Source organism: Zhongshania guokunii, from assembly GCF_040892635.1.
Taxonomy (GTDB): Bacteria; Pseudomonadota; Gammaproteobacteria; order Pseudomonadales; family Spongiibacteraceae; genus Spongiibacter; species Spongiibacter guokunii.
This window is the reverse complement of sequence record NZ_JBFRYA010000006.1, coordinates 149,683-176,320: the sequence shown is the minus strand read 5'-3', so window position 1 is coordinate 176,320 and position 26,638 is coordinate 149,683. Positions and strand designations below refer to the sequence as shown.

Annotated in this window: 23 protein-coding genes; 8 read left to right on the top strand and 15 right to left on the bottom strand. The window is 51.7% G+C overall.

Translation table 11 applies throughout. The features are described 5' to 3' along the window. Nucleotides 1-30: 30 nt before the first annotated feature. Complete coding sequence (arsC, locus tag AB4876_RS08870; RefSeq protein WP_368381287.1) at nt 31-384, bottom strand: arsenate reductase (glutaredoxin); 354 nt, start codon at nt 382-384, stop codon at nt 31-33. An 86-nt stretch (nt 385-470) separates the two neighbouring features. Here arsC and AB4876_RS08865 point away from each other — a divergent pair, with 86 nt between their 5' ends. Then, nucleotides 471-938 carry a TlpA family protein disulfide reductase gene (locus AB4876_RS08865; RefSeq protein WP_368381286.1) on the top strand — a complete coding sequence of 156 codons (468 nt, stop codon included), beginning with the start codon at nt 471-473 and terminating at the stop codon, nt 936-938. Between the two features lie 5 nt (nt 939-943). Here the strand turns inward: AB4876_RS08865 and AB4876_RS08860 are convergent, their stop codons facing one another. The 4 genes from AB4876_RS08860 to AB4876_RS08845 all read right to left on the bottom strand — a co-directional run bounded on the left by AB4876_RS08860 (nt 944) and on the right by AB4876_RS08845 (nt 3,996). After that, complete coding sequence (locus AB4876_RS08860) at nt 944-1,456, bottom strand: O-acetyl-ADP-ribose deacetylase (protein ID WP_368381285.1); 513 nt, start codon at nt 1,454-1,456, stop codon at nt 944-946. A 29-nt stretch (nt 1,457-1,485) separates the two neighbouring features. Continuing rightward, nucleotides 1,486-2,763, bottom strand: coding sequence for a PGAP1-like alpha/beta domain-containing protein (locus tag AB4876_RS08855; RefSeq protein WP_301027730.1), 1,278 nt, complete (start codon nt 2,761-2,763; stop codon nt 1,486-1,488). A gap of 283 nt (nt 2,764-3,046) precedes the next feature. Beyond that, nucleotides 3,047-3,313: a DUF4404 family protein gene (locus tag AB4876_RS08850; RefSeq protein WP_301027728.1), complete on the bottom strand. Its 267-nt coding sequence runs from the start codon at nt 3,311-3,313 to the stop codon at nt 3,047-3,049. A 206-nt stretch (nt 3,314-3,519) separates the two neighbouring features. Then, entirely contained in the window at nt 3,520-3,996 is a 477-nt protein-coding gene (locus tag AB4876_RS08845; RefSeq protein WP_368381284.1) for a hypothetical protein, read from the bottom strand. 194 nt (nt 3,997-4,190) lie between these two features. Here AB4876_RS08845 and AB4876_RS08840 point away from each other — a divergent pair, with 194 nt between their 5' ends. After that, entirely contained in the window at nt 4,191-5,015 is an 825-nt protein-coding gene (locus AB4876_RS08840; protein WP_368381283.1) for a mechanosensitive ion channel family protein, read from the top strand. A gap of 34 nt (nt 5,016-5,049) precedes the next feature. Then, a complete protein-coding gene (locus AB4876_RS08835) occupies nt 5,050-5,784 on the top strand; it encodes a DUF481 domain-containing protein (protein WP_368381282.1) in 735 nt (244 codons plus the stop codon). 64 nt (nt 5,785-5,848) lie between these two features. Here AB4876_RS08835 and AB4876_RS08830 read toward each other — a convergent pair whose 3' ends face one another. Continuing rightward, a complete protein-coding gene (locus tag AB4876_RS08830; protein ID WP_368381281.1) occupies nt 5,849-6,535 on the bottom strand; it encodes a Crp/Fnr family transcriptional regulator in 687 nt (228 codons plus the stop codon). 152 nt (nt 6,536-6,687) lie between these two features. Between AB4876_RS08830 and AB4876_RS08825 the strand changes: the two genes are divergently transcribed. Both AB4876_RS08825 and AB4876_RS08820 read left to right on the top strand, forming a co-directional pair. Further along, entirely contained in the window at nt 6,688-7,443 is a 756-nt protein-coding gene (locus AB4876_RS08825) for a class II aldolase/adducin family protein (RefSeq protein ID WP_368381280.1), read from the top strand. A 26-nt stretch (nt 7,444-7,469) separates the two neighbouring features. Beyond that, the gene (locus tag AB4876_RS08820) at nt 7,470-7,793 is read left to right on the top strand and encodes an Mpo1-like protein (protein ID WP_368381279.1); all 324 of its coding nucleotides are present in this window, start codon (nt 7,470-7,472) and stop codon (nt 7,791-7,793) included. Nucleotides 7,794-7,817: 24 nt separating this feature from the next. On the opposite strand, the gene AB4876_RS08815 is transcribed toward AB4876_RS08820, so the two are convergent. Next, on the bottom strand, nt 7,818-8,825 hold the full coding sequence (locus AB4876_RS08815) for a 2-dehydropantoate 2-reductase (RefSeq protein ID WP_368381278.1): 1,008 nt from the start codon (nt 8,823-8,825) through the stop codon (nt 7,818-7,820). 73 nt (nt 8,826-8,898) lie between these two features. Further along, on the bottom strand, nt 8,899-11,421 hold the full coding sequence (locus AB4876_RS08810) for a TonB-dependent receptor (protein ID WP_368381277.1): 2,523 nt from the start codon (nt 11,419-11,421) through the stop codon (nt 8,899-8,901). A gap of 270 nt (nt 11,422-11,691) precedes the next feature. Here AB4876_RS08810 and AB4876_RS08805 point away from each other — a divergent pair, with 270 nt between their 5' ends. Next, nucleotides 11,692-12,915 (top strand): acyl-CoA desaturase, encoded by a 1,224-nt coding sequence (locus tag AB4876_RS08805; RefSeq protein ID WP_368381276.1) that lies wholly within the window; start codon nt 11,692-11,694, stop codon nt 12,913-12,915. 64 nt (nt 12,916-12,979) lie between these two features. On the opposite strand, the gene AB4876_RS08800 is transcribed toward AB4876_RS08805, so the two are convergent. The 6 genes from AB4876_RS08800 to nhaA form a co-directional block, all read right to left on the bottom strand. After that, the gene (locus AB4876_RS08800) at nt 12,980-13,993 is read right to left on the bottom strand and encodes a GDYXXLXY domain-containing protein (RefSeq protein WP_368381275.1); all 1,014 of its coding nucleotides are present in this window, start codon (nt 13,991-13,993) and stop codon (nt 12,980-12,982) included. Further along, nucleotides 13,986-15,323: a DUF2157 domain-containing protein gene (locus tag AB4876_RS08795; protein WP_368381274.1), complete on the bottom strand. Its 1,338-nt coding sequence runs from the start codon at nt 15,321-15,323 to the stop codon at nt 13,986-13,988. Before AB4876_RS08795 ends, AB4876_RS08800 begins: the two co-directional genes overlap by 8 nt. A 255-nt stretch (nt 15,324-15,578) precedes the next feature. Beyond that, complete coding sequence (locus AB4876_RS08790; RefSeq protein ID WP_368381273.1) at nt 15,579-17,702, bottom strand: hypothetical protein; 2,124 nt, start codon at nt 17,700-17,702, stop codon at nt 15,579-15,581. A 209-nt stretch (nt 17,703-17,911) separates the two neighbouring features. Beyond that, entirely contained in the window at nt 17,912-19,471 is a 1,560-nt protein-coding gene (locus AB4876_RS08785) for a cation:proton antiporter domain-containing protein (RefSeq protein WP_368381272.1), read from the bottom strand. A 40-nt stretch (nt 19,472-19,511) separates the two neighbouring features. Continuing rightward, entirely contained in the window at nt 19,512-20,384 is an 873-nt protein-coding gene (locus AB4876_RS08780; protein WP_368381271.1) for a DUF1295 domain-containing protein, read from the bottom strand. Nucleotides 20,385-20,413: 29 nt separating this feature from the next. Next, nucleotides 20,414-21,628 (bottom strand): Na+/H+ antiporter NhaA, encoded by a 1,215-nt coding sequence (gene nhaA / locus AB4876_RS08775; RefSeq protein ID WP_368381270.1) that lies wholly within the window; start codon nt 21,626-21,628, stop codon nt 20,414-20,416. Nucleotides 21,629-21,818: 190 nt separating this feature from the next. On the opposite strand from nhaA, the gene AB4876_RS08770 reads away from it, so the two are divergent. Next, on the top strand, nt 21,819-22,694 hold the full coding sequence (locus AB4876_RS08770) for a TIGR00730 family Rossman fold protein (RefSeq protein WP_368381269.1): 876 nt from the start codon (nt 21,819-21,821) through the stop codon (nt 22,692-22,694). A 132-nt stretch (nt 22,695-22,826) separates the two neighbouring features. Next, complete coding sequence (locus AB4876_RS08765; protein ID WP_368381268.1) at nt 22,827-24,281, top strand: ATP-binding cassette domain-containing protein; 1,455 nt, start codon at nt 22,827-22,829, stop codon at nt 24,279-24,281. Between the two features lie 14 nt (nt 24,282-24,295). On the opposite strand, the gene mrcB is transcribed toward AB4876_RS08765, so the two are convergent. Beyond that, on the bottom strand, nt 24,296-26,590 hold the full coding sequence (mrcB, locus tag AB4876_RS08760) for a penicillin-binding protein 1B (RefSeq protein ID WP_368381267.1): 2,295 nt from the start codon (nt 26,588-26,590) through the stop codon (nt 24,296-24,298). Nucleotides 26,591-26,638: the final 48 nt, after the last annotated feature.

The window sequence follows — 26,638 nt, the reverse complement described above, 5'->3', positions numbered from 1 at the left end:
CTGCCCTCTACAATTTCCAACTGCATCTAATTAATCAATCAACGCCAATACATTTTCTGGCGGCCGCCCCAATACTGCACGCTCACCGCTGACTACAATTGGCCGCTCAATTAACTTTGGCTCTTGCAGCATTGCCGCCATCAATTGCGCATCGGTTTTACTGGTATCGGCTAAACCCAGTGTTTTATAGGCATCTTCGCCTTTGCGAAGTAAAGCCCGGGGCTTTACACCCAACTTAGCGATTAGGTCTTTAAGCTCGGTTTTAGACGGTGGGGTGTCTAAATACGCTATAATTTGCGGCTCAATGCCGCGATCAATCAATAGCTGCAGTGTTTGTCTCGACTTTGAACACCGTGGATTGTGGTAAATTGTGTAATCGGACATTGGCTCCCCGCGTAATAATTTCACATTTTAACAGCGGGCATTATACACCGCCCGCCCCCTAGGCAGGACCAGCATTGAGTACATCCATGACGACAAATTCAATTCGCACACTCCTTGGCACGCTGTTTTTATGTTTAAGCGCCTGTAGCAAACCCGATTTCACCACGGTTAACGGCGATAGCGGCCAATTCGCACAGGGCCAGTGGCAGTTTATAAATTATTGGGCAACATGGTGCGGCCCCTGCCGCGACGAGATTCCCGAGCTAAATGATTTTGCCAAAAACCATGCCGACATCCGTATTTACGGTATTAACTACGACGGTTTAGAGGGTGACGCGCTGACCGCCGCCATTGCCGACATGGGTATCGAGTTTTCATCTTTAAGCGCCGACCCAGCCCCTACGTTCGGTATTCCGCGTCCCCAAGTACTACCGACCACCTTAGTCATCAGCCCCGACGGCAAACTGGTGGCCAGCCTAATGGGACCACAAACCGCGCAAACCCTCGGCGCAGCTATCGAAGCCGCCAAGCAGAAATCAAACAGCGCGAATTAAGCTTTTTAAGCCTCTGTAGCGGCGATGGCAGCCGCCCAGTGGCCGCGCATTTCAGTACTAAAGGCAAGCAAGTAAATGTCCTCTACCGAGCTATTTGCCGCCCAGCGCCGCAGCGCGGCCACCGCGATCTCAGTCGCGGGGCCATTGGGATAAGCGTAAACCCCACAGCTTATTGCCGGAAAGGCAATAGACCGAAAACCCTCGGCATCGGCAACTTCAATGCAACGCCGGTAGCAAGAAGCCAGTAGGGCTGCCTCGCCGTGCGCGCCCCCGCGCCAAACTGGCCCAACGGTGTGAATTACCGCCTTAGCCGGCAGTAAAAATGCTGGGCTGAGTTTGGCATCGCCGGTTTCACAGCCTTGTAATTGGCGGCAATAGGCCAGTAATTCGGGGCCGGCAGCGCGATGAATTGCCCCGTCTACGCCACCGCCACCTAACAAGCTGTTGTTGGCGGCATTAACAATGGCGTCCACTGCCATTGTGCAAATATCACCCTCTACAATATGAAACGTCGCCATAAGCCCCATCCATTAGCTAATCACGCTTGCTATTCTATGACCCTGAATTCAGATTCGGCCACCTCAAGAAACGACTTCAGCACAGAATAAACGCCCGCGTCGTTCAGCAAATCCATATGATGCAGGCCTCGCCCCAACCACTGCCGGTCAGGATAAAAATTCAAATTAAAGCGCGAGTCACGGTGCTGGCCCAGTGCGCTAGTCACCGACACCAAGCCATCGCCGAGCATATTATTTAGTACTGGGTAGGTGTCTAGCGAGGTCGTCGCCGCAATGGCATAACAATCTACCAATTTAGGTAAAGACAACGCGCGCCGCTGATCGCCAGCCATTGCAAAGCGGTCGCCAATAGCCCAGTCCTCGTCGAGCACATTGCCATAACGCAGATCGGTGATGCCGCTGCTGCGGATTTTAGCCAAGCGCGAAAAGGGTGAACTATAGGGATTGCTGTCGAGCAATACGTTAATCCAATTGCCGCCTCTCTCCAAAGCCGCGCCGTGATGGGGCGTACCCAAAAAAACGATTTTCCGTAGCTGTTCTGGCCAGCGCTGCCCCTGCGCGGTGCCGTAATGATAGGCGCTGCGCGACACCAAGCCGCCCATGCTGTGAGCGACAATATAAAACGCCGTGTCGGGGCCGCCGCAGCCGCCGAGCATGTCCATTAACTCCGCGAGCGCGCGGCCATTTTCTGAGGTGTGTAAACCGGTGTTGTAACGCAGATACAAGGGCGTAAAGCCCAGTTCGGTAGCAAGCAATTCACCATGATTGTGACCCCGTCGCGTCCACTGCTGATCATTCATACACAGGCCGTGAACAAATAACGCAATTTCTTTGTGCTCGGCCAGTAAGGCCACAAGCTCAGTGGCATTGAGGGCATTGCCATCGCGACAAAAAGCCATGGTGATCGCAAGTGGGTTGCCCTTGCGCTGCAGATGATCGCCTAATATGCCATTGAGCGCCGACACCACCGCCGCCCGCCCTGGCGAAGCTTGGTTATTGGCAATAGTATTGGTTAAACGCTGAATTAAGGCATCGAGGCCAATACCAAGCCAAGTATTGATGTGCCGGATACTGCGATACACCAAGCCGCTAACGCCTGTGGTGCGCTTGTTGTTTAACTGTTTGGCGTTCTCGTCCACGCGCTGAGCGTCTTCACGTTCGGCATCACCGCCGTCAAGAACACCGCCAAAACTGAGAATAGCGTGGTGCAGGCCTTCGGCGATGTCGGTGACTCCAGCAATCGCATCTATGGTTAAGCGCCCCGCCCCGAGGATGTCACCCAATGCTTTACGATCTTTATTCACCATGTGCTTCTCTCGCCAGTTTTCCGTCGTTAAAGCCACATATCACATGCGGTGACCAACCACGACACTACTACGACCCAAAGCACAAAAACATTGGCCAAAAAATAAATCTTAGCGGCAGCTCAACCCAAGAGTAGCACCACACAATGCGGCAATACTTCGGTTAAACGGAGCTGGGCGAACGAACCGTAAACTAAAGTCGCGGTATTTAACCGTACAAAGGTGTTTATCTAGGAGGAAAACCTCGGCTATCACGCCATACATTCACCGGCAGAATACGCCGAAATTACACGCCAATACTGGCGAGCTTAACCATGATATCTTTTAAAATTCCGGCCACAGTGGGGTGCTCAACCTCAAAACTAGAAACAAGCTCTTCTAAACGATCCTGTAAACTACTGTCTTCCAATACAAACTGAGGGCCAACACCTAATTCGCGGTCAATATCGTCGACCAAGGCATGTAGCTTTGCGCGATTGTCTTGATCAACAGTTAAACCATCAATTTCTGTTTGCAGGCGCTGTAACTGCTCATGCAATTGTTTCGGATCCATACACTTCTCCCTATCAATCAACTCAGCATACCAACTTAATGCGAACACTCACACATCTACTGAACTGAACGCGATGATATCGCTACCAACGCCGGCTCAAGTAGGCTCATTTCGATAGCGAAAACTAATATAAGAAATAGTCTAATGGAGCCATATTGCAAGCGGCAGAACACCGCTGTTGCCCGCAAAACTATCTAATGACAATTCTAATGAACACTGCGTTGCAGCAAGCGCTGTGTTTCGGCCCGACAGGCAAGGAAAGAATCGACCTCGCCGGTAGCGTCGTAATGACGGGTTAACATCTGTAGGGAAATTTCAATATTGCGCTGCAAGGGCAAGCCTTGGCCTTGGGGGCTGCGCAGGATTGCGAGTAGACGATAATGAACCTCAAGCAAACAATGTCTTTGCAACTGATGCTCACCGCAGTGGCGTAAACATTCCGCCAAAAAGTGGCCGGAGACCATGTAGCGGTCTAAATAAGATAATTCTGGCACAGAACACTGTGCCAGCAGTAATTCACTCAGCTCATAGCTAGAGCCTAAATACTTCAGCGCTGCTCGCCAGTCCTTTTGGCTAAGTGCCTCCCGTCCCGCCTCCATCCACTCGTCCCACCGTATTTCTGCCACCGCCTGACTCCGCAGCAACTGCTGGCGGTGGGTCTCACACAAAAAACGCATCGTCATGGTCACTCTCCTTTTCATAAAACCAAGCGCAGACCCAATACTAAATGATAATCATTATCATTTAAATAGAAAAAGTACTTAAATGAGAAGGTATCTGCGCAACGCCTTAGGCTTTGGTGCCAGCGCCATTGTGGTAACACTCCGGTCCATGTTTATAATTGTGGCCACATTCATCAGAGATCAGGCGAAGATTTATGGACTCTAAAGAAATTCAGTTACTTATAGAACAATACGGCCCCGAGATTACCTCGGTCGGCCTTCGCATTGCCGGTGCACTGGCAATGATCTTAATCGGATATTGGGTCGCCAAATTTGTATCAGGCATAATCAAAACCGCCATGGGCAAACGCAGTATTGACTCCACCTTAACTAACTTCATTAGCAAACTGGTTTTTTCAATTCTCTTTGCACTAACCGCTATCCCCGCCCTTGCCCACGCAGGCATTCAAACCGCCTCGGTTATTGCAGCCTTGGGTGCCGCTGGTTTAGCCGTGGGCTTGGCTCTGCAAGGCTCACTGGCCAACTTCGCCGCCGGCGTACTTCTAATAGCATTTCGGCCCTGCAAAGTTGGCGATTGGGTTGATGCAGGCGGTTGTTCAGGCACCGTTGAAAGCATTAGTCTATTTTCAACCATTCTGCTCACTGGTGATTTCAAACGGATTATTATCCCTAATTCCAAGGTGATGTCCGACGCGATTACTAACTACAGCGTTATGCCCCGCCGCCGCATCGATTTAATTGTTGGTATTTCTTATGACGCCGATATGCGTCAGGCCAAGGAGATTCTACAAAAACTGGTTGAGGCTGAAGCCCGTATACTCAAAGATCCGGCGCCGACAATTGCGGTCGCTGAGCTGGGTGATTCTTCAGTGAACTTAGTATGCCGTCCATGGGTAGCCACGTCAGATTACTGGCCTACGCGCTGGAAATTGGTAGAAGACCTTAAGAATGCCTTTGACGCCGCAGGTATCGGTATTCCCTACCCCCAAATGGATGTGCATTTCCATAAAGAATCTTGATCGGCAACACTTTAACTTAGTATTAAGGACCACAATGACGTACAGCAAAACCACCTTGGCGGCTGCATTAGCCGCCGCTTTTAGCGCCAGCAGCGCCTATGCGCAATCTAATCCACCAAGCTGGAAAGGCGATGTCGAGTTCGGCTACTTTCAGCTTGAAGGCAATAGCAAAGAATCCAGCGCCATTGCTAAAACCAATGGTAAACGGGTCAGTGGCCAATGGACTTACGATATTGCTGCGGAAGCCCAAAACAGTGAAGCGGCAGGTGTGCGCTCCGCAGAGAAATACGCGCTAAACAATCGCCTTGCTTACGATTTCAGTGAGTTTAACTATAGCTTTGGCTATGCATCTGCTACAAAAGATCGCTTTAGTGGCTATGTATATCAGGCTACCGTAGCAGCGGGTTACGGTCGGCGCCTATTAAAAACCCCAAAAATGACTTGGGACGCTGAAATCGGCCCCGGTTTTAGGATTAGCGAATTTGAAACCGACAGTCCCGCTGGCGACGGTCAAGTTTCAGAGGCGATCTTGCGTTTATCTACCGACTTCTCGGCAGCTGTTTCTGAGACCGCGACCTTTGAGCAAAAGCTCACGGTGGAATCTGGCGAAGAAAACACCGTCACCAAATCTATTACCTCATTAAAAACTAAAATTGTCGGCGGACTGGGGCTTAAACTCAGCTATACCATGACTTATAACGAAACTGTGCCCACCGATACCGTGCACATGGACCGTGAAACAGCCGTGACCTTGGTCTACAACTTCTAAATCCATTACGCAGTAACAATAACGGCGCCCTAGTGGCGCCGTTATTGTTTTAATCTCGTATTTATTAAACCAAGGCACGCTCTAACGCGTGCGGGTCCATCACCCGCAACTTGCCGTAGGCCAACTCAATAACACCATCGTTCTCCAAACGCTTTAATTCCCGACTAATCGCCTGTCGCGACACCCCCAGCATTTTCGCGAGATCTTCTTGGGGTAAATGCACATTGATCAGCGTGCCTTTACCACCGTCGTCTACACCATAAAATTTAAGTAGTTCTAAAATACGCTGCGCTAAGCGTTCAGTAAGCGAAAATAAAGCGGCCCCTTCAACGTAGCTCAGTGCCAAACGCAGCTTACGACACAGCATGGGAATAAAAAATTGATACAATTCGGGTCGCGCCTTAAGCAGGGCATCGAATTTTGCACGAGGCAAAAACAACACCGCACTATCACCCACGGCTACCGCATCGTGGCTACGCGGTAGACCATCGAGCAGAGAAATTTCACCAATCCAATCACCGGGCTCGACCAACATCACCAGCAACTCTTTTCCCTCTTTACTGCAATTACTCAGGCGAATACGCCCTTGGATCACGCCAAACAAACCGTCGCCGTTATCGCCTTGGGAATAGAGCCGCTCGCTGTCTAGCAACTCGCGCACCACGCTCACCGCCATCAATTGCTCGACCACATCGCTGGGTAAGCCCGACAACAAAGGATTGGCCGTTAGAATCTGTCGTTTATCAATCACAACACCATCCGTTCACGTAGCACCATATTTTCTCCAATATCAGTAACATTGTCGCCTAAGTGACAGATTCTCTAGCACCCTGCCGCCAGAATGGGCTATAGCTTAACAACAGCCCATGTATTGCCAAATAGAATAACGAGGACACACGCAATATGACAATATCACTCAAAGATCAGGTTTCGGAATCAGAATGGCAGTTGCGGGTCGACCTTGCCGCAGCTTACCGGCTGGTGGCCATGTTTGGCTGGGACGATTTGGTCTTCACCCATATTTCCGCGCGTATTCCCGGCCCCGAACACCATTTTTTAATCAACCCATATGGTATGATGTTCGAGGAGATCACCGCGTCGTCGCTGGTGAAAATTGACCTCAATGGCGAAAAAGTAGCCGACTCTCCCTACCCCGTTAACCCCGCTGGTTTTACCATTCACAGCGCCATTCACCAAGCCCGAGAAGACGCCCAATGTGTTATGCACACCCATTCCTTAAATGGCGTGGCAGTATCTGCCCAGCGCGACGGCGTTTTAGCCCTCTCACAGCAGTCGACCTTGGTGTTAGCCAGCCTTGGCTACCACGACTACGAGGGCATAGCCCTCAACGAAGACGAGAAGCCGCGGCTGGTCAGCAATCTCGCCGACAATACTTTTTTGATGTTGCGCAATCACGGTTTGCTCACCGTTGGCGCTAGTCCCGCTGACGCCTTTTTAGCCATGTACATCTTCGAAGCTAGCTGTATGATTCAGGTGCGCGCACTGGCAGGCAATCGCGACCTAACACCAATTAATCCAGCAATTGTCGAGGGCGTGAAAGAAGCTGCTAAAATTGTGACCGGTGGTTTATTTGGCGGGCTAGCGTGGCCAGGACTGCTGCGCAAACTTGAGCGTCAGAACCCAGGCTACGCCGACTAAATTAGCCATTCAACAGAGGGAACATCATGAACGAGCACACTGAAGCACAAACATCCTTCACAAGTTTTGCCGAATTTTATCCCTATTATCTACAAGAACACTGCAACAAAACCTGCCGCCGCTTGCATTTAGTTGGCAGTATTTTAGTTCTTTGCGTGCTATTCACTGCGGTACTCACCCAGCACTGGGTATTGCTCTGGGCGCTGCCCATAATAGGTTACGGCTTTGCTTGGGTTGGGCATTTTTTCTTTGAAAAAAACAAACCGGCCACCTTTAAGCATCCGCTTTACAGTTTTATTGGCGATTGGGTCATGGCCAAAGACCTACTTTTAAATCGTATCCCGCTCTAATTAAAACGGCTACAGATGCTGGTGTTAAGCGCTAATCAACGCCAGCAATTCCTCGCCGCTGTAATCGCGACGCCCGCCCTGTTCTGCTGCATGTACTAAAGCTTTTAAACGACTATTCACCGGCGCGTTTAAGCCGTGCTCACGGGCTAGGGAAATTACCTCACCGTTTAGCCACTCAACCTCCGTTTTACGGCCACGCTCGAGATCTTCCCACATTGAAGAGCGCGCCAAAGGATCCATGGCCAACATGGGTTGCGCCAAGCGGGTAAACAAAAAATCGGGCAGATTTAAAATATACGGCAGCATACTTGCCGGCACGGCAGTCAAGCGTTGCACGGGAATATCGGCGGCGGTAATTGCCGCCAGCGCCTCGCGCTGCAGCAGCGCTAGGCAGCGCCGATAAGCACGTTGGGATAGCTCGGTTTTCAGGGGCAAATTCGACAGCGCATTAATCGGGTTATTCAAGTTTAGTAATAATTTAGACCACAGCACCGAGCGCATATCGCGATGGGTTTCAAATGGCGTGCCGCTGGCAACCAGTGCAGTGCCGATTTTATCCAGCCTAGGTGCAGCCTGCACAATGACCGCACCGTCGGTGCCCGCGTGAAATCGACCCTCGCCGCGCTGTAAGACATTAAAAGCAATCATGCCAGACAGCACTAAAGCGCTAGGCATGGCTTGACTCAGCAAGGCTGCATTCGCTACGCCATTTTGAAGACTAATTATCGTTGCCCCGCCGGTGCCTACAACGGCCAATTGCTCCGCTATCGCAGCAGTGTCACCCGACTTAACTGTGACAATAATAAAATCTAACTCCGGCAGGCTCCTAAACTCAGTATGAAAATGCAGCGCCGATGCCGGCAGCGAATATTTCATACCCCGAAAGTCACTGATATGTAGACCGTGTTCGGCAAGTTCGCTCGCCATGCGCTCACGCCCTAAAAAGCAAACTTCGGCGCCACCCATTTGCAAGGCTCCGCCAATATAGCAGCCGATGCTACCCGCGCCGACAATTCCAATTCGCAAGCTCATTTACATCCCAATATTTTTATTTTGATTTCGTCATTTATTAACTAAATTAACAAGGCTGAGTCACTGCAGTCAATCATTCAAAATGGTAAGCCAACTCCACGCCAAAACTTCGGGGTTCGCCCCACACCACCGCGCGATCGGCCTGCGGTAGGTTATCAATTGCGTAAACCTCGTACTCTTTATCCAATATATTTTTAGCCCAAAGCGCTACACTGAACTCACCTTGCGCAAACGGCACTTTTTCCAAACTAAGGTGCGCATTCCACAGCTGATAAGACGGCATAATCGTCAAGGCCTTCTGCACATCACCGCCACCAAGTTTAGTATCCATAAAGCTGGTATTTACATTCAATTGCAATTTAGCAGTATTGCCCTGCCACATAAGCCAATCTAGCCCAGCCGTAAAGCTATTTATAGGCGCAGCAGAAAAGGCGTAACGATGCGTGACGTCATTGCCAAAGCTATCTTTTACTTCGGTTATTTCTGCATCGAGATAGACGTACTCGAGGCTCGCCACTACAAAGTCGCCCAACAGAGCTAGGGCATCAAACTCAAAGCCACGCATGCTCGCCTGACCTGCATTCAATACCTTGGTATCAGCCACCGTGCCGTTCAATAAAAAGTTAATTTGCATATCGTCGAAATCGGTTTGGTAAACATCGGCGTTCAGCCGCAAGCGGCCATTTAGCCACTCACTTTTAACACCCACCTCAACGCTAAGAGCCTTCTCTTCGCCAAAGCCGTCGGCAAATCCAACGCCATAATCAATACCATCGGTGGCAGGGCCCTGCTTACCATCTAACTGCGGGTCCCGGGTGTTAAAGCCACCGCTTTTATAGGCCTCGACGCCCTTGGCATACAAATTAACATCGTCGTTAAATTCGTATTCCAACATTAAACTAAAGGAGTCATCTTTAAAACGGCGCTGGCCTGCGACATTATCGAAGCGTCGATCGCCCGGCAGCCCACCTTGATCGAGCAACGGGTTAATTACCGCGCCAAGTAGAGCGTTTTCAGCAAAAGTCGTCAGCGAGAAAACTTGGGGAGTAGCTAGACCAGGATGGTATTCAAAATACACCTCATCCTGCTGATTTTTCAGCGCGTAACGCTGGTCCCTAGAGTGACGTGCGCCTACGGTGATATGCATAGCATCGTCTAAGATCGGCGGGGTCCATCGCAATTGGCCAAAAACCGCCGCGGCCTGATTATCAACCTCGTATTTTTGACTGAGTAAATTCACGATATAGACATCTTCGGTGCCGTCGACCAATGAATACAATTGCAGATGGAGTGGACTATTGTCTTCAATCCCCTGCTCCTCAAAATAGTAGCCGCCAAGTAAATACTCTAGACCATAGCCGGCAATCTCGCCGCTAAACTGCAGCTCGTGTGATTGCTGCCTGTGCGTGATGGTCGGTTTAACCAAGGGCGTTGGCCCACCGTTTGCGGTCTCTGCCGCCGCGCCATCGTAGCGATGCGTGTCTAGGCGATAGTCCGGCGCGCCTAGGCCCCCGCCAAGATCGGTATAGGCCGAGTCCAGGAGCTCCCGATACGCAGCAATATACTTAAGCTCGCCTAGACGGGAGTCAGCATGAACAACCAGTGCATGTCCCTCTACTTCGCTATTTGAAGCCTCCAGCGGCGCACTAGTCGCCATTGAACTCAAGCGATGCTGGCCGTATACGGTTCTGGCCTGGGCACTGCGCTTTATGGCGTCGGCTTGGCCTTTATCGCCGTCTTCCGCCGGCGGATTAATCGCCTGAAACATGTAATTGTAAAACTCCATTTCAGAGCGATCATAGCTGTAATCCAAACGCAGCTTCGCGCTGATGTCCCACGCCAAGTCAAATCTAAACCCCTGCACTTCACGATCGCCGAAATCACCACCAGGCCCAGAGTTTTCCATAAACCCGTCGCGGCTTTCAGTGAGGTAGGCCAATTTCATTGCCAAACTGTCGGTCAATGGCAGGTTGAGATTCGTTTTACTCCGAAAAAAAGCGCGGTTGCCAACCCCAAAGCTCTGATTAAATACCAGTGCTTCTACACTTGGTCGACGGGTCACTAAATTGATCGCGCCACCGGTCGTATTGCGACCGTAAAGGGTGCCCTGTGGGCCACGCAGAATTTCCACGCGCATCAATTCTGCCACGTCCATTGCGGTGCCGCTGGATCTCGCGATATACACCCCATCCAAATACACCGCCACCGGCGTGTCTTGGGTAACTTGAATATCGCCCAAGCCAATACCGCGAATGTAAATGCGTAAACTACCGCCATTAATGGGAAACGGCTCAATGGTTAAACCCGGTACTTTACTGGCGATGTCGGCCAAACCACTAATACCTTCTACCTTTAAGCGCTCTTCACTGAACACCGTTAGCGAAATGGGGGTATCTTGCAGGGATTCAGGCTTTTTGCGGGCGCTAACCACCACTTCTTCGAGCCGACTCATGCCCGCCGCTAAACTGCTATCACTGATAAAGGCACCAGCAATAAGCATACAAAATGGCGTAAGCCTACGGCCATAACACTGGGGCACCCGAATTTGCCTACGCTGAAGAAAATTGTTTTCTGGGGATACTGCCAATCTGGGCATGGTACTTCGCCTACTCCCTGAGCAAATATAATCGATGCTCTAATATGCGTAACAATACCATAGGCTAGCGCTTTCAGTGAGCGATTAAGGCATCACGGAAAGTGCGCATAGTATTGAGCCACAAGACAATTTAAGCTAAAAAAACAGCTAAGCCGTCACGTCCTGAGGCAATTACGCTTTTGTCATCAAGTCGTCACTGTCAAAGGCGGGAGGCTTTCTATAAAATGCACACATTAACACCTATATTTAATTACCGAGGCCGCTCCTCCTATGTCTGAACAGCGCCAATCCGAGCCATTAAAATCAGAGCAAAAGCCACCACTGCTGATGATGCAGAGTATTTTATTTTCAAGCACCCTACTAATTGCCCTTATTGGGGTGCCTTGGTACGGCTTTAGTCAAGGCTTTAGCTGGAGCGGCTGGCTGGCCTTTTTTGTGGTGCTGGGCGCCAATGGTATGTCCATTACAGCGGGTTACCACCGGCTGTGGGCTCACAATAGCTATAAAGCCCACCCCTTGCTAAAACTACTATTTGCCCTGTTCGGCGCCGCCGCAACCCAAAACAGTATCTTAGTATGGGCCTCTGGCCACCGTCGGCACCACCGCCACGTAGACGATGTAGATCACGACCCCTATTCAGCAAAAAAAGGTTTGTGGTATTCCCACATCGGCTGGATGCTACGCGACTACAAAGCGAGCAGCGAAGACTTCTCTAATGCCAAAGATCTACAACGCGATAAAATCGTTATGTGGCAGCACCGCAATTACCTTGCCCTTGTGCTCACCATGAATATTGCCCCAGCTGTTATCCTAGGCTTTATCACCGGCAATATGCTGGAGAACCTCCTACTCGCAGGGGTGCTTCGCCTCGTTGTAAGTCACCACACCACATTCTTCATCAACTCGCTGGCTCACTTTTGGGGTCGCCGCCCCTATACCGACGAAAACACTGCCCGCGACAACGACTTCTTGGCCTTACTCACCTACGGCGAGGGCTATCACAATTACCACCACATTTTCCAAAATGACTACCGCAATGGCATCCGCTGGTGGCATTACGACCCAACCAAGTGGCTAATCAAATCAGCCTCATGGCTGGGCCTAACGTGGGACTTGCGCAAAGTACCCGACTTTAAAATTCAGCGCGCCGTGCTCACCATGCAATTCAAAAAAGCCGAGCAGGCCCTGCGCGGTCGCAAAGGCGCCGACACTAAGCAATTCGGTGCATTTCTTGAGCAGGAATATCAGCAGTTCTGCGAGCATCTCAACGACTGGAATGCAGTTAGCCAGCGCTGGATGGAGGCCAAACGCGATGCCCTGAGCGCTCAGAAAGACGCATTGCAGGAAAACTTTACCGACAGAAAAGAGCAATTGCAGCTCAACTTGCATAATGCTTGGGAGCACGCCACTTTGCGTACCCGCCTGAAAGAACTGGAGTACGCCTTAAAAATGCAGCGCAAACGCCTGCAAATGCTCAGCGTACAAATGGCTTAAACACTCTGATTTTTTCTACAAAAGGCGCGCAAGCGCCTTTTTTTACAGCTAAATAAAATGCCCGCTAATCCACTCGCCCTCGCACGCTGAACGCGGGGGATACCAAGCGGCCCTGCCATAACGCAGGGCTTTCCATTCCGGGCAACAGCAGCGGCGTTTGATAAACCAACCTAAACCGCTCATTCGCCGCATTCACCACCATTGCCGACGAGCCAATTGCACCGCGCTCTAAAACATACCAGCGCGGTTGACCCATATTTAACTCAACCCGATACACCTCGCCTGGCTCGAGATTAATGATATCCGCTTCACGCAGCACATAGGGCGAACAGCTCTTATCTGCCGAGCTAAAGTTGCGACCGGTATCCCCTAAGGATTGCAGGTAAAAACCACAATGTTTATCGTTGTCGGCAATTTTTAGCGCCGTATCAGACACATTTTGCAAGCTGAGGACGATCACCGGGCTGCGCTGCGCAATAGTTGCGCTGTCCCACGTCAGTGTATTACTGGTCTCGGCAACGGGATTAATCTGCTCCAAGCGGATTCCCAGACGGCTCCAGCGGTAACCCGTTAGCACTGCTCGGCCATTGCCGCCCACCGCCACAGCCACCTCCAAGGGAACTTGAACTCCGTCTACACCACCCTGCTTAGTCTCGATGGCACGGCCACTGCCCTGCTCTACAAAATACTGTTCAATACCGTAGCTCACCGATATTTGCCCTGCACTCATCTCTCTATTCAAGCGACCGCGCAAGAACAGACCAGAGACCGGCGCCTGATCGCTCAGGTAATCTAATTCATACACATCCACTGACCCCGCTTTAAGCACCGCGTATAGCGCAGCACCGCGGGACAAAGCCGACGCAGCTTTCCGGCCGCGATAATGACTAACATCCACGTTATTGATGCCGTAGCTGAGCTGTACGTAATCACCCCGCATCGGGTCGCGAGGGTCGACCGGCGCGGTGCGCAAATAGATATTTTCACCGCGGTGACGAATCCACTCGCGCTGTCCGGCCATATAGGCAAGCACCCCAAACTGGCCCACTACCAGTGCTATTATCAAGGCTTTACGCACGGGGCTTCTCCAATTTACGACGGGTATTTTGCTTGGCGTAGCGCTGACCAATCACAAACAGCACCACACCCAGAATAAGGAATACACTGGAGCGAGCCAACAAACTGTGGAATAAATCGGTAAATCTTGCCAAGGCCAGCACACTGATCATGACACAGCCCAAGGCCAAAATTTTGCCTCGGCCGTACTCGGTACCGCGGTAAACGTAGAGCAAGCTGTAAATTAAAAACACCAGATTAAATATCAGCCTACCAACACCCTCCATATTTTCACCAAGCATGGCGGGCAACACCGCAATCATGAGTACCGCGAGCACTAAGCCACTCTCCAGCCATGCTTCTAGGCCTTGTGGCCGGCTTTTGGCACTTATTAATACCCAAAGCCAAAGCCCAATTGCGAGTAATAGCGGAAAAAGTAATTGCAACAGTCCAAAACCCGGGACCGCCGACATACCTGTTTGCGATGGCAGTCCGATAAAGGTGCCAATAAAGATCAAGGGCAGCCACAGCACAATGCCAACACTGCGAAACACCGACCCAGCTGCAGGGTTACCAAGGGAATGTGATAAGCGCGCAAAGGCAAAGTAGCTAGCGCATAACAACAGTAATAACGGCGCCAAAAACTGCTCGCCATAAGTCCACACCCCAACAATATAGGCCAATGGCAAACTCACCAAGACCACAGTCAGCAAACTTGCAGAGCGCTGCCACCACGCCAGCGGCAACAAACCCAACAACAAAATCCAGCTCGCCTGAGGCATCGCCTGCTGAAATTCAAAGGTTTCTAAACCACTCCACAGTAGCAATAATACCGCCGCGAGAATGCCATGCGCCGCCGAGGGCAAGGCCCACGCCATACTCATGGCGGCTAAACACCACAGCAAAAATCCGTCGGGATAATGAGCATCGAAATGATAAATTTGCGCTACCAGCCAAATACCGGCACCAAACAATATGGTCCCCAGCAAGTGTAGGCTCTCACCGACACGACGACGCGGACCGTCGCTGCGAAACATAGCCATACCCACACCGTGAGCGAGTAAAATCGACAGGCCAATCACCGCAAGTTTGAGATAGCGATGCATCTCGCCCCAGTTATAGGCAAACAGTAGCACCACACCCATGCCAAAAACAGCTACACCAAGCGCAGCGAAAATCACCTTACCCCAATTACCGCCGGCGCCAACACTGCGCGCACCGCCGCTCGTTCGACCCGGGTACACCACCGCGGGGTAACGGGCGTACAGCACTTTAGCCTGCTCGTCGTTAATAGTGCCTTCCCTGAGCCATTGCGCTATTTCAGCCCGCAACCAAGGATTATTGTTTTCCATACAGCTCCCGCTAGCGATTAATTTGCCGGACAGATAGATCTGTTACTCCGCAAAATGGTTCCCTGCAAAACCATTATGGGCATTTGCTAGCCCAGCCGAAAGGGCCAGCGAGGCGCAGCACAGACTATTTATAATGGGGCACGGCATGGAACTGCGCATAAACACAGAGAAGGGGATAAAAAAAACCCGCAGTGACAACACCGCGGGCTTGACGAGCGTGTTACCAGCGATAAGTGCTGGCAACAAACTTAGGCTTTAACGCTTAGGCATCAACACAATCGACTCGGGGTTCACTGCCGCCACCGAACTGCTGGGCGCCACACTGCCCGCCAAAGCGGTATTAGTTAGAAAATTGCGCCACACCTGAATCGCACCACCGCCGTTAGCTTTTTCGGCGACATACAAATCAACACCATCAAAGGCGATGTCTACCGGGTTGCCCAAGCCGGTTAGTGGCCCTGACACGCTTTTGCTCACCGGCGTTGAGCCGTTGGCAGTTGAGGCGAACTCCAGAGTAAGTAGAGCACCATCAGTCGCATCCACACCAGAGCCCACGTCGGCCAGAATCAAGGTATCTGAGCGCTGGTCGTAGCGGACACTGTGTAAATTAGTAGCCGCAGGACTAAGGGTAATAGTGCGCGACGCACCATTGGCACCAAGATCAATCGAAAAGTTGTCGTAGGCATCGACACTGCCATTGGTCTGGGCAACATAGAGCGTATCGTTGAGAGGATCGTAATCACTGTCCCAGGGCGTGCCCGTGCCAGACAGTGTTGCCAGCGGCGCGGCATCACCCGCTGCGCAACTGCTAAAGACTAAAATTGCGCTCGCGCCGGTATCTGCTACCAAGATTAAGCCCAGATCATCGGCTATTTCGACACCTTTGGGAGTGAGCAAGGTCGTTGCTGCACCAGAAATTATGCGATCGCGCGAAGCATTAAACGATCCAGCGCTACGGCCATCGAGGGCACTAACTACCGCAATACCCGGCGCAGCACCGGCATCAAATGCAATATAGGCATCGCCGTTGCGGTCTAGCACCACATTCTCGATACCGGTTAAACCAGCCGCGGCGCCAGAAGCATTGAAGGTTTGCGCCGGCGCACCCAAATTACGCGAAGTTTTGAAGAGTAAACCTGCCGGCCCGCCCGCTGGATTACTAGTTGTCAGCAGCGTATAAGCCGTATTTGGATCAGTGATATCGGTGGCGCCAGCCCTCGGCCCTGTCGCCGCCAACACAGCAATAGATTCAGGTTTCGTGGTGGCAAAGACCACGTCTGCAGCAACATCGCCACCCGCGCTCTCAAAGATATTACGGTAAACCAAAATGGCATCGTTCGACTTTTCGGCAATACGCACATCACTGCCATCTAACTGCACATCAACTGGGTTGCCAAGCAGCGTGGTGGGACCAAAAATGCTAACGCTCGGCGTTACACTACCCGTGGCTGTACTGGCGTTGTCAAACACATAGAGGCGGCCGTCGCTAGCATCTGTGGCAGAACCAACATCGCTGACCACTAAGCGGTCCCCTGCTTGATCGTAATCGATACCGTGAAAATTTGTGGTCGCGCCGGCGGTTGCCGAGGTGAATATACGCGGTGCCATCGCCCCGAGATCGGTAGAAAAACTATCAAAAACCGCGACCGAACCATTGGTTTGCGCCACAAATAAGCGATCTGCGATGTCATCGTAGGCAATATCCCAAGCATTAGTACCGAGACTTACCGTCGCCAACGGTGCTTGGTCACCCCCTGCCGCCGCGCCAAATACCAACAAATTATTAGCGCCAACATTGGCAACCACAACGAGGCCCGCACTCGCTATTTTTGCAATACCCTTGGGCGTGGCCAGGCCAGTGCTCGGCCCAGTCAGCGCGCGACTCGCCTCGCCGGTTTTGCGGGCAACAGCATTGCACGCCGTCACAATACTTGCCGGCGCCACCGCGTCTTGGGCCTGCACCAAATGACCCGCACTATCCACCAACAAACCTTCATTACCACCGCTGTTGTATGTATTCAGCAAACCCAGCGATTCATTGCGCACGCGGACATTGGTATCGCCGCCGCCATTGCTGGCTATCAAAATAGTGGCTGCTGGAAAGGCCGGCGCCCCGTCCACACCATTGCTGCCATTTACACCGTTGGCGCCATCGACCCCGTTACTGCCATTGGCTCCATTACTGCCATTAGTTCCATTTGTACCGTTAGTGCCATCCGTGCCAGCCACCCCCATAGCGCCGGGACTGCCGTCGCGGCCATCATCGCCACCACAAGCTGTCAGCCCCATTACGGCAATAATCACTGCCGCGGCCAGCGCGGTGCGACGTCGTGGCATAGAATAGAAATTTTGTTGAGAATTATTGTTTGAAATATTCATACGCAAAATACCTTTAAGTGAGGTAGCTACAAATCCTGTGTACTGAAAAATTAACCGGCAGCACCGATTAATGGCGTTGAATAGGCGCAGCGGTGCCACGCATTCAATCAGCCTTACGAGAGGTATTACTAAATGGTTTTAAGAAAGAGGGATTAATTTTAGAAAAGTGATGTAGATCAACAATTATCAGAATCAGGGGGCCGCGCCCCCTAGGCAAGCTCTTCCAAAACCCGCTCGGCAAAGCCGTGACCGGCCTCAGCATACAGGTTAAAAGTGACGCAACCCATGCGCAACAGCTCGTCGTGCTGGTCTGGAAACCGCGATACCACAGCAATTTTGCCCTGATAATTGAGCTGATTAAGCAATTTAACTACTTCAATATTTTCTTCGTGATTACTGAGGCTCACTAAAATCATTCGGCGCCGCTGCAAGTCGGCTCGCTCCAAAAAGTCGCGGTCACTGGCATCCCCCGCCACACAGTTAATACCCGCCAATTTCAGTTGCACGGCTTTATCCGCGCTTTCCTCAACCCCCACGATATTCTCGGGATAGTGCTGACTAAGATAGTCGTATGCGCCGCCGCCGATCCGCCCCATGCCAAAGATAATAATTTCTGCTTCACCCATATTGACCGGCCGCTCCTGCATCAGCAATTGACCGCGCTCCAGCTTTTGCAGACGGTCTGCAATGCGGGCATACAAACTGTGTACATGGGTATTAAAGGGCACCGCAATAAACAGCGATAAGGCCATGGCCACCGCCAAGGTCGTCAACCACTCCGACGGCAGGGAGCCAGCCTTAACCGCCATTGCAGCAACGATTAGACCAAATTCACTGTAATTAAACAGCGACAAGCCAACCAGAAGCGAAGTGCGCGCCCGCAAGCGAAAGAGCAGCAATAGCAAGAAATAAATCAGCGGCCGTAGGAAAATCAACCCGGCCAAGGCCAGCGCCACAATCAGCATCGCACCGCTGGGCATGCCCTCGTAACCAATGCTTAAGAAAAATGCAGTAAGGAAAATATCCTTGAAGTTAATCAGACTTTTATACAGTTCCACGGTTTTACTGCATTTAGACAGCAATACGCCAAACAGCAAGGCCCCCAAACCGCCCTCTAGGTGCACTGCCTCGAATAGCGCCGCAGCGCCAAGGGCAGTACCTATTCCGAATAGAACTAATAGTTCGCCGTGTCCAGCCTGCTTAAGCAGCGCCGCCAATAGAGGCCGCAACAATGGCAAACCCAGTAATGCAAAAGCCCATGGCGAGGGTGCGTGTTCGGCAGAGAACACCAAATAGCTTACCGCGAAGATGTCTTGAACAATTAAAATACCTATGGCGAGCTTGGCATGCAGCGCAGCGCCCTCACCGCGCTCATCGAATATTTTGACCGCAAACACGGTACTGGAAAACGACAGCGCAAAGGCCAGCATCCACGCCACTGGCGTTTCAACTTCCTCTACACCGGGAATCAGCCAATGCAGGCTCAACAAAACCAATACCGTTAACGGTATCACCACCGCGCTGTGCAACGTCGCTGTAGCCCAGATTTGCGGCGCCAGTAATTCCCGCACATTGAGTTTCAGACCAATCGTAAACAGCAGTAAAATAATGCCCAGCTCAGCTAGCGAGTGAATCACCTCGGCATCGCCCAGTTGCAAGCCACCCGCAAAAAATCCTGCCACCAAATAACCAAGTAAAGGTGGCATACCAAGGCGTTTAAATACCAAGCCGGCTATAAAGGCAAGTCCGACTAGTATGGGTTCAATCATTACAACTCACTCATCAAAACATAATTAGACGAGTCCGCCGTCAAAGACGTGGCGGACGCGGTATAAGCACTGGGGTTTGCGCTTTATATTGTTCATAGCTTAAGTCACCTCCCCAGCGCCGATCAGCACTTGCCTCAAGTAGCGGAACACCACTTACTTTTGTCAGTACTAGAATAACAAACAAGGGCGACAACAAACCTAAATACTGCCAGCCGCTTAATACGGGCAAGGCAATGATGCTCACCCCGAGCCACACTAATATTTCACCAAAATAATTGGGATGCCTAGACCAAGCCCATAGGCCTTGATGGATAAACTGCCCCGCATTGTTTGGGTCAGCCCGAAACTGTCGCTTTTGAACATCGGCAATTGACTCTATCACCATACCTAGCAACCAGCAGGCAAAGCCAAACACCGTCACTAATCCAAGCGGCTTAGGATTTTCAGCGGCCATCGCCAAAATTGCGCAGAGCAAAATCAAGAAAATCCACAAGGCTTGCAAGGTCCATGTCAGCAAAAATCGGAAAAAATTCGGTTTGATCTTAGCGAAGCGCGTATCACCGCCATCGACGGTCACCCGCCAAAATAAAAAAATCCCTAAGCGCAGAGCCCAAAGCACGATACAGCTAGCCAATAGATAATCGCGCGATGTTCCAGTACTATAATTCAAAGCGAAAATCACCAGTCCAATATTGGTGGCGGCGCCGGTTAAATCATAAAAGCGTTCGGTCTGGTGCCGATAAGCATGAGCAAATACCAACCATTGCACAGCAACGGCGATTAACAGAGACCACAGAGGCAGTGGCAGCCCGCGATACCGTGGCAGCCCCTGGCCCGCTAGCAATGCGATTAACACCCCCACCGCAAGCATCACGAATACTGCCAACAACGCCTTTTGCGCAGGTTTCTTCATCAGCGACCCATCCAAACGTAGAATTAGAGCTAATTTAAAGGCTTTACTGCAGCCTCATTATCTATCGTTTTTTTAAGGCTTTGATTCAATATTAAATAACCAACAATACCGGACAATAAGGAACCAATAATAATGCCCAGTCGCTCGTCGAACAGTTGGTTCACCCCTGACTCTTCAAAGGCTAGCGAACCCACAAATAAACTCATCGTAAAACCTATACCGCAAAGCAGCGCTGTGCCATACAGCGATAGCCAGGAGATTTCCTCTGGCAACTTGGTGAATTTAAGCTTCACGCCTAACCAACAAAAACCAAACACGCCGACCTGCTTACCCACAAACAGCCCTAGCGCTATACCAAGCGGCACGCCGTGCAGTATATGATCTAAGCCCACACCGCTAAAACTAATGCCCGAGTTACAGAATGCAAACACCGGTAAAATCACAAAGGCAACCGCCGCGTGAAGATCGTGTTCTAAGGATTTTGCGGGCGACTCCTTACTTGACTCTTTAGCCCGCATCGGAATAAACATCGCCAGTACCACCCCCGCCAAAGTCGCGTGTACCCCAGACTTCACTAACGCCACCCACATAACCAGGCCAATCAGTAAATAAGGGCTTTTTTCGGATACGCCGCGGCGATTCATATACGCCAGCACCAGTACACAGGCGCCCGCCACCACAATGGCGAATAATGAGATCTTGCTGGTGTAGAAAAACGCGATAATTAGAATAGCGCCAACATCGTCGAATATTGCCAGCGAGGTTAAAAACACTTTTAAGGCAATGGGCACCCGCGGCCCCAACAAACTTAATACCCCTAAGGCAAAGGCAATATCGGTGGCAGTTGGTATTGCCCAGCCCTGCGCTGCAATCGCATCACCGCGATTCAGTGCCAAATAGATACCTGCTGGCACCACCATACCGCCAATGGCGCCAAGGCCGGGTAGAATAATTTTGTTTAACTCAGCAAGCTCCCCTTCCATAAATTCGCGCTTGAGTTCCAAGCCCACCATCAGGAAGAACACCGCCATAAGGCCGTCGTTCACCCACATCAATAGTGGTTTGGCCAGTTTAAGCGCGCCAACCTGCACCACTACCGGAGTATCAATCAAAAGATTATAAACACCCACTAACGGGCTATTGGCCAACACCATAGCAAGGGCACTGGCCATCACCAACAATATTCCACCAGCGGACTCTAGTTTAAAAAAATGCTGTACATACGACGAATCTGATTGGGACATACATACCTTTCAATACTTAGAAGGAATTACCAACAGCAGCTATACCCGCCGAGGCCACCTCAAGATCATACCTACTGGGGCCGACAACACAATGTTTTCTCGAGAGTTTTGGCGCTGTGCATTTGTCGCATTTCAGCGCTATGCTAAAGACAAGACTAACTCAAAAGTACAAACGATCAGGAAATAATAAATGACCGACAAGTCTAAATTACGCGGCGCTAACTTTCCCTCTGCTCGGGACGAGTTACCTAGTAACCAGCAAGACCACCCGCCCGCCTACCGGCTGGCCTATACCGATCAAGACTTCTTGCTGCGCGAGGAGCTGCGCGGCCTGCGCTTTCACTTAGAATTGCAAAAACCCGAGATGACGCTAAAAGAGCACGGGGTTGAATCCACAATCGTGATTTTCGGCAGCGCCCGCTTCCCCTCGCCCGAGGAGGCCGACGCCGCCTTAGTGATAGCACAAAGCAGCGGCGACCCAGCCAAAGTAAGGGCCGCCAAACGCGACCAACGCAACAGCCATCACTATGAACAAGCTCGGCGCCTAGGCGAACTTATTACTACGCATTCGACCAACTGCGATCCCAACGAGCAACTTTATGTGGTCACCGGCGGCGGTCCTGGCATTATGGAAGCCGCCAACCGCGGCGCCAGTGACGCCGGCGGCAAATCGATTGGCCTGAATATTGTGCTGCCCCATGAGCAAGAACCCAACCCCTACATCAGCCCAGAGTTTTGTTTTCGCTTTCACTACTTCGGCATTCGCAAAATGCACTTTATGCTGCGTGCTAAAGCAGTGGTGGTCTGCCCCGGCGGCTTTGGTACCTTCGATGAATTGTTCGAGGCCCTAACCCTAATTCAAACCGGCAAGTCGCGGCGGGTGCCAATCATTCTTATCGGCCACGAATTTTGGCGACAGGCAATCAACCTGGAGTTTCTCCGCGACGAGGGTGTTATCAGCCCCGAAGATGTCAATATGATTAATGTCGTAGATACCGCCGAACAAGCATGGCAGCACATTGTCGATTTTTATCAGCTCAGTCCCGGTGAGTGTATTCGCTGCTAAAAACCTTACGCTAATTCGCTGCTGGGCATGTATTTCCCACAGCGAACACCCGCTAGCAACACCAAGGAGCCCCAAGAAACTCAGGGCAAATATGCTATAGTGGCCGATTACTTTTTGTTAAGACGGTTGCCCATGTCCACCCCTATTATTCGATTTGACGCCATTCGCTTTGCCTATCAGCTAGACCCCATTCTCGATAACTTTAGCTGGCAATGGCCCGCTGGGCAGCATCTCGCCATTTTGGGCGGTAACGGCGCAGGTAAAACCACCCTCGCCAAATTAATTACCGACCAGCTGCGGCCTAATGCCGGCGATATGCATTACGCGCCCAATATTGGCCCCGATGATATCGCCCACATCTCCTTCGATTTACACCGCGAACTGATGGAGCACGACCGCCGCTTTGACGACAGCGAAACCCGCGACGACGCTTTTGACGTTGGCACCCCCGTGCGCGCCATTATTTTGCAGGGTAAGCCCGCCAGCGCGGAATTCGACAGTCTGTGCAGCAGGCTGGGCATTTGCCATATCTTAGATCAGGGCATCCGCTTTATCTCCACCGGTGAAAGTCGCAAAACCCTGCTCGCCCGCGCCCTGTTAGCCAAACCCGCCGCACTGATTTTAGACAATCCCTTTGAAGGCTTAGACGTTAAGGCGCAAGCCGAAATGCGCGCCATGCTCGACGAGTTACTCACCTCGCCAACGCCGCTGATTCTGCTAACTAAAGATGCCAACGATATTCCCGACTGCATCGACACCGTATATCAAATGGCCCACGGCAAAATGCTAGGTGAATGCAGTGCGGCCGCCGCCAAGCAGGCCAGTCAAGCTCTGCATCACTATGCTAAACCGCTGCCCATTGCCGAGGCACCAGCCCACCCCGCCGACACCGCGCTACTAGAACTACGTAATATCAATGTAAATTTCCGTGGTAATCAGGTGCTCAGCGACATCAACTGGACCTTGATGCCCAACCAGCACTGCTGTATTAGCGGCCCTAACGGCGCCGGCAAGTCGACCTTGCTCGGCCTGCTCTGCGGCGAGAACGATAAGGCCTACGGCCAAGAGGTGTACCTATTCGGCAAGCGTCGCGGCAGCGGCGAAAGTATTTGGGAAGTTAAAGCCCAATTTGGCCTGCTTAATACCAGCATGCAAATGAATAATTTAAAACGCACCAAGGTGATCGACGTGGTAGCGTCTGGCTTATTTGATTCGGTAGGTTTATACACTGACTACAGCGAATCTCAACGCCAGATGTTAGTTGCGTGGCTAGACGCGCTTGAGCTGCTGCCCCTCAAGGAGCAGCGTTTCGACCGGCTATCGTTTGGTGAACAGCGCATGGTCTTACTGGCTAGAGCCATGGTCAAGTCGCCCCGTATCTTAATTTTAGATGAGCCCTGCATTGGCTTGGACAACGATCAAAAATCCCGACTGCTCGGTGCGGTAGACCAAATTGCCGCCCACGGCCAAACCCGTATTTTGTTTGTTAGCCATCGCAGCGAAGAACTGCCCGAGTGTATCAATCAATTTATGGATTTAGTCCCCGCTGCGCAGGGCGGCTATACCTCCCAAATCCGCGAGGCCTAATTCCGTAAATTGATTTAATCGAAAACACTGCGAAACCAACCCCAGACCTTCTCCGGCTCTGGGGCGCAGCCACCGCGCTCACGAGGGGCGCTGCCACTCATAAAGGGCATATAGCGAGCATTCTCACACCATGACTGACTGAGTTGACCGCTAACGCCATCTACCCATTCGTACTCCACGCCGTCTACCGGCGAGAATGGCATTTGCTCGGTGCTGGCCTCGGCCATAAACTGCCGCCACACGGTTAAGGCGCCGCTAGCACCCGTTAAGCCGGTAGAGGTGTTATTGTCTAAGCCCATCCACACCACTGCCATATAATCACCCGCAAAACCGGCAAACCACGAATCGCGGGTGTCGTTGCTGGTGCCGGTTTTACCCGCCACCCGATAGTCCTTGGGCAACAATTGGTAAACCCCTTTACCCGTCCCTTCACGCACAGTTTCTAACATCGCGTACTGCAGCAGATGCACAGCGGCAGAGCTAATGACTTGCCTAGGCTTTTGGGGATAACGCGCTAACAATTCGCCCTTGTTATCGGTAATCGCATAAATGGTACGCAGCGGCGTGTAACGGCCGTCCGCCGCCAAGGTCTGATACATCGCCGCCACTTCGATCGGCGCCAATTCCGCCGAGCCCAGCAACATCGATGGCACTTCCAACAATGGCCGCTGTACACCAAGGCGCTGGAACATGGCCATAACCTTATCCAAGCCAACCTGCATACCCAATCTGGCGGTGGCTATATTATAAGAATGCGCCAAAGCGGTGTGCAGCGGTACATCGCCGTGGGATTTACGGTCGTAATTCGAGGGTGTCCACTGACTACCGTTGGCATTACTAATCGACACCGGCTCATCCGACACTTTGGTCAGCAAGTTATAGCGATTAGGTTGATTTAGTGCAGCCAGAAACACCGCCGGTTTCGCTAAGGAGCCAATCGGCCGCAGTGCATCTAAGGCGCGGTTAAAGCCGGCATATTTAGGCCGTTTCCCGCCGATAACCGCAACCACGTCGCCACTGTTTACCTTGGTAACCACCATGGCAACTTCTAAGTCTTTTTGCCGCGCCTCGAGCCGCTTTAAAGATTTAACTGTGGCCTTCTCCGCGCGGCGTTGTAAGACCGGATCAAAGGGCGTGAAGATTCGCAGGCCACTGGTTTGCAGCTCTTTACTCTGATAATCACGACTGAGCTGGCGACGCACTAAATCGACATAAGCGGGGTAAACCCCAGCCAGCGCCGAGGTTTTGGCTAGGTCTAAAGGCTCTTTTTGCCAAGCGGCCAGTTGCTGCGTGGTAAGCCAGCCCTCTTCCTCCAGCTCGCCAAGCACAATATTGCGGCGGGTTTTGGCGCGCTCGGGATGACGCCACGGGTCGTAATACGAGGGGCCTTTAACAAGGCCGACCAGTGTTGCAATCTGCCCCAAATTCAGTTCTTCCAAGGGTCGGTTGTAATAGTGGCGCGCCGCTAAGCCAAAACCATGAATGGCGCGATTGCCTTCCTGCCCCAGATAAACTTCGTTGATATACGCTTCAAGTATGCGGTCTTTGCTGTAATGCAGCTCGGTTAAAATCGACATCACCGCTTCTTTGGCCTTGCGCCACAAGCTGCGCTCATTACTGAGAATGGTGTTTTTAACCAATTGCTGGGTCAGAGTACTGCCGCCCTGCACGGTGCGACCAGCTTTAATATTAACGAGCATGGCCCGCGCAATACTACGCGGTGAAATACCAAAGTGGCTGTAAAAATGCTGATCCTCGACCTGCACCAAGGTTTCAATCAGCATTTGCGGGGCCTCTGCAAGACTCATCATCAACCGGTCTTCATGACGACCGGGATACACCCCGCCAATCACCATCGGATCGAGCTGCTCCTCGGCGATGCGGTCGCCCAATTTATTGCGCACTACCCCCACCGTTGTGCCGTTCATGTCGACTTCTATCTTGCGCGCCGGCTGCGCGCCATCGGCAAAGGAGAATGGCCGAAGGTAGATGGTAAAATGATCGCCTTGGCGGTAGTAACTACCCGGCTGGTCTACCAAACGACGGCTACTATAGCCCAGCTCCCCCAATTCAGACTCAAGTTCATAAGCCGTTAGAATGGCACCGGTTGCCAATACCAGTGGCCGAGCGTAAACCTTGGCCGGTTGCTCATAGCGTTGACGATCAAAGGCGCCGCGCACCTTGGCATCGCAGTACGCGAAAAAAATCAACATAACGACCACAAACACCAAACTCAGCTTGGCGAACAAGCCCCACCACGAAAATACTACTGTGGGAGAGCCACTTCCCTTAGACGCTTTCTTAACCATTCAATACGACCAGATACATTGCAAATCAGAATTCAAACCGGATAATAG